This is a genomic window from Micromonospora sp. NPDC049799 (assembly GCF_040656655.1).
Classification (GTDB): domain Bacteria; phylum Actinomycetota; class Actinomycetes; order Mycobacteriales; family Micromonosporaceae; genus Micromonospora.
Genome location: NZ_JBFAMU010000455.1, coordinates 1 through 3,998 on the forward strand (window position 1 = coordinate 1; position 3,998 = coordinate 3,998).

The following is a 3,998-nucleotide window of genomic DNA, read 5'->3' on the forward strand; positions in this document are numbered from 1 at the left end:
GGTGGCCGCCGCCGCCCTGGAGAACGGGATCGGGCAGACCACACAGATCCCGGCCGGGAGCGAGTGGACGCCGCCCACGTCCGGCCAGCGCTGACGGCGCGCCGGCTGGGGTGGGCAGCAACGCGTACGGTCTGGGGCGCGACGCCACCGCCAGCGGCGCCGGCATGCTCCTCGCGAATCCACACTTCCCGTGGGACGGCGGCGAGCGCTTCTACCGGATGCACCTCACCGTGCCCGGCCGGTACGACGTGGAGGGCGCGGCCCTGGTCGGCGACCCGATCGTCGAGATCGGCCACAACGGCCGGGTTGCCTGGTCGCACACCGTCTCCACCGCCCGCCGCTTCGTCTGGCACCGGCTGGCGCTGGTGCCCGGGGACCCGACGAGCTACCTCTACGACGGCCAGCCCCGGAAGATGACCTCCCGCACGGTCACCGTGCAGACCTCGGCCGGGCCGGTCAGCCGTACCCTCTTCGACACCCACTTCGGTCCGGTCGTCGTGGTGCCGGGCACGTTCGACTGGACGGCGCAGGCGGCGTACGCGATCACCGACGCCAACGCCGCCAACAACCGCGCGCTCGACGGCTGGCTCGCCATGGGCCGCGCCACGTCGGTGGGTGAGCTGCGGGCGGTGCTGGACCGGCGGCAGTTCCTGCCCTGGGTCAACGTCGTCGCCGCCGACCGCGACGGCAAGGCCCTCTACGCCGACCACTCGGTCGTGCCCCGGGTCACCGCCTCCCTCGCGGCCGCGTGCATCCCGGCCCCCTTCCAGCCTCTGTACGCCAGCAGCGGCCAGGCCGTCCTCGACGGCTCCCGCTCCTCGTGCGAGCTGGGCCGGGACCCGGACGCCGCCGTTCCCGGCATCCTCGGGCCGGCGAACCTGCCCGCGCTGGTCCGCACGGACTACGTGACGAACTCCAACGACAGCTACTGGCTGGCCAACCCGGCCCATCCGCTGGAGGGCTACCCGCGCATCATCGGCGACGAGCGGACCCCACGGAGCCTGCGCACCCGGCTCGGGGTGCTGCAGGTACAGCAACGCCTCGCCGGCACCGACGGGCTGCGCGGCACGCGGTTCACCACCGGCAAGCTGTGGGACGTGACGCTCGGCAACCGGGCGTACGGCGGCGAGCTGGTCCGCGACGACCTGGTCCGCGTCTGCGAAGCCCAGCCGACGGCCACGGCCTCCGACGGCACGATCGTGGACCTGGCCGCCGCCTGCACCGCCCTGCGCGGGTGGGATCTGAAGGTGAACCTGGACAGCCGGGGGGCGCACCTGTTCACCGAATTCTCCCTGGCCGGCGGGCTACGCTTCGCCGACGCGTACGACCCGGCGGCCCCGCTCACCACGCCGAGCCGGCTCGCCGTGGAGGACCCGAGGGTCCGCACCGCCCTCGCCGACGCGGTCCGCAAGCTGGCCGGGATCCCGCTCGACGCCCGCCTCGGCGACATCCAGACCGAGCCGCGCGGCACCGAGCGCATCCCGATCCACGGCGGGCGCGCCGAGGCCGGGGTCTTCAACATGATCATCGGCGTCTTCCAACCCGGCGTCGGCTATTCGAAGATCCGGCACGGCACGTCGTTCCTGATGGCCGTCGAGCTGGGCCGCGACGGGCCGTCGGGCCGGCAGATCCTCACGTACTCGCAGTCGGCCAACCCGAACTCACCGTGGTACGCCGACCAGACGCGGCTGTACTCGGCCAAGGGCTGGGACACCGTCAAGTTCACCCAGAAGCAGCTGCGGGCCGACCCGAACCTGGTCACGTACCGGGTGGGGGAGCGCCGCTGACCGACAGGGGGCCCGGTGGTCAGCCCACCGGGCCCTCCGGCTCGTCCCGTCAGGGCGTGCCGAAGTCGGGGAGGGTGAGTGTGCCGTCGTCGGCGAGGGGGAAGCCGGGGTTCCAGGCGATCTCCCAGACGTGGCCGTCGGGGTCGGTGAAGCAGCCCGCGTAGCCGCCGTAGAAGGTCGCCCGCGCGGGCCGGGTCACCTCCGCCCCGGCGTCCGCCGCGACCGCGAGCACCTCGTCGACCTCGGCCTGGGAGCGGACGTTCTGGGCCAGCACGACGCCCCCGAAACCGCCGCCGCCGCTGTCGGCTACGGCCGCGTCCTCGGCCAGCTTGTCGCGCCCCCACAGCACCAGCGCCAGACCACCGGCCTGGAAGAAGACGGTCTCCTCGACCTCCTGGCCGCGCCAGCCGAGCCGCTCGTAGAAAGCCCGTGCCCGGGGCACGTCGGCCACCCCGAGGGTGACCAGGCTGATCCGCTGCTCCATCAGGTCACTCCGGGGCGTGGCAGACGGCCTCGACGTTGTTGCCGTCCGGATCGCGGACGAACGCGCCGAAGTAGGTCGGGTGGTACTCCGGCCAGACCCTCGGCTCGTGCAGCACCTCCGCACCGGCGGCCACGGCCGCGTCGTGGAACGCTTGCACGGCGGCCCGGTCCGGGGCGGCGAACGCGATGTGCGCCTCCTGGCCCGCGCCCTCGCCCGGGACGGCGCTGATCCAGAAGTCGGGCTTCGTCGCGCCGTAGCCGATGTGCTCGCCGTAGTCGAGCATCCGCTTGGCACCGACCGTGGCCAGCACGGTGTCGTAGAAGGCGGTGCTGGCGGCCAGGTCACGAACCTGAATGCCGAGGTGGTCGATCATGGGGGCCCTCCGGGCGTCCGGCGTCGAGTCGTGGTCAACCTAACCGGACCCTCCGACAGCGACGCGCGAAAATTCCTGGGCGACCATGTCGTATCCGCGTCGGCCCGTTCGACGCGTCAGTGAGAGCCCCACCGAGCGGGCCACAGCCGAAGGGAACCACGCGATGCGTTACATGGTCATGCACAAGCTGGACGAGAACCAGCCGGGCGCCTTCGACCCGAGCCCGGAGTTCATCGAGCGGATGGGCGCCTACATCGAGGAGGCCGCCAAGGCCGGCGTCCTGCTCGTGGGCGAGGGGCTGGAGAAGAGCAGCACGGAGTCCGGGCGCATCACCGCCACCAAGGGCACCACCACCATCACCGACGGCCCGTTCGCCGAGACGAAGGAACTCATCGCCGGGTTCGCCATCCTCGACGTCCGGTCGAAGGACGAGGCGATGGAGTGGGCGAAGCGGTTCGTGGACCTGTTCGTCCAGAGCGGGGTCGACGTCGAGGTCGACGTACGCCGGGTCTTCGAGGGGCCGGGAGGCGCCTGAGCGGAGCGCGTCGGGAGCCGGCACGGGGCCGGCTCCCCGACGATCCGGGTGCCGTCCGTGTCCTCCGGCGGTCTGAGCGGTTGTACCCGACACGATGTCGAATCATCTTCGGGGGAGGGCTCCGGTGACGGAGCGGAGCATGGCCGGGTCACGATGGCGGGGCCGCTGGGCGAGACGCGAGAACATCCGGCGGCGGCGTGCCTACGAGGACACGCTGGCCTCCTGGTACGTGTGGGGGATCCGGCTGCTCCGCCTGCGGGCCGCGGCCGAGGACGTTCCGGTCGGGCCGGCGCGGGACCTGCCGGTGCGGCTGGCCGACGGCGAGGTCGTCGTCGCCGTACAGCGCCGAGCGGAACTCGTGCGGGTGGAGGCCCACCGGCACGCCGACCTTCCCGCAACGGAACTCGCCGTCGTCCCGGTCCGAGGACGCAAGCGGGCACGCGGGTTGCCGCACGGCCTCCGGCCGGTCGACGCCGGCACCGTCGTGATCACCGACCGGCGGGTGGTCCTGCTCGGCCGGAAGGCCGACCACGAGTGGACGTTCCCGCTGCTGGGCGGCCTCGCGCACTATCCGACGGCACCGATCACGCTGCTGCACACCCTGGACGGCCGGCGGCCGACGGGCCTCCGTGTACCCCTGGACGACGCGGCCCACTTCCGGCTCCGGCTGACCCTGGCGTACGCCGATGCCGTCGGCCAGCGCCGCCTGGTGCTCGCCCGGCTCGACGAGGCGGTGGCCGCCACCCGCCGGTCCCGGCCGCCGCTGCCGCCGGTGGCGACCGCCGACCAGGCGCCGGTGATGGCCCGCCTCGCCCGCCC

At 73.2% G+C, this 3,998-nt stretch carries 3 protein-coding genes and 2 pseudogenes; 3 read left to right on the plus strand and 2 right to left on the minus strand.

Annotation, left to right across the window (positions count from 1 at the left end; translation table 11 throughout):
• Positions 1-92 precede the first annotated feature (92 nt).
• Positions 93-1,787, plus strand: a pseudogene (locus AB0I76_RS24300) (penicillin acylase family protein); the annotation flags it as partial.
• A gap of 49 nt (positions 1,788-1,836) precedes the next feature.
• Here AB0I76_RS24300 and AB0I76_RS24305 read toward each other — a convergent pair.
• Together AB0I76_RS24305 and AB0I76_RS24310 are read right to left on the minus strand one after the other, a co-directional pair.
• On the minus strand, positions 1,837-2,271 hold the full coding sequence (locus tag AB0I76_RS24305; protein WP_357039669.1) for a VOC family protein: 435 nt from the start codon (positions 2,269-2,271) through the stop codon (positions 1,837-1,839).
• Between the two features lie 4 nt (positions 2,272-2,275).
• Complete coding sequence (locus AB0I76_RS24310) at positions 2,276-2,644, minus strand: VOC family protein (protein WP_357039674.1); 369 nt, start codon at positions 2,642-2,644, stop codon at positions 2,276-2,278.
• 163 nt (positions 2,645-2,807) lie between these two features.
• Between AB0I76_RS24310 and AB0I76_RS24315 the strand changes: the two genes are divergently transcribed.
• A complete protein-coding gene (locus AB0I76_RS24315; RefSeq protein WP_357039677.1) occupies positions 2,808-3,179 on the plus strand; it encodes a YciI family protein in 372 nt (123 codons plus the stop codon).
• A gap of 139 nt (positions 3,180-3,318) precedes the next feature.
• Positions 3,319-3,998 (plus strand): annotated as a pseudogene (locus AB0I76_RS24320) (hypothetical protein); the annotation flags it as partial.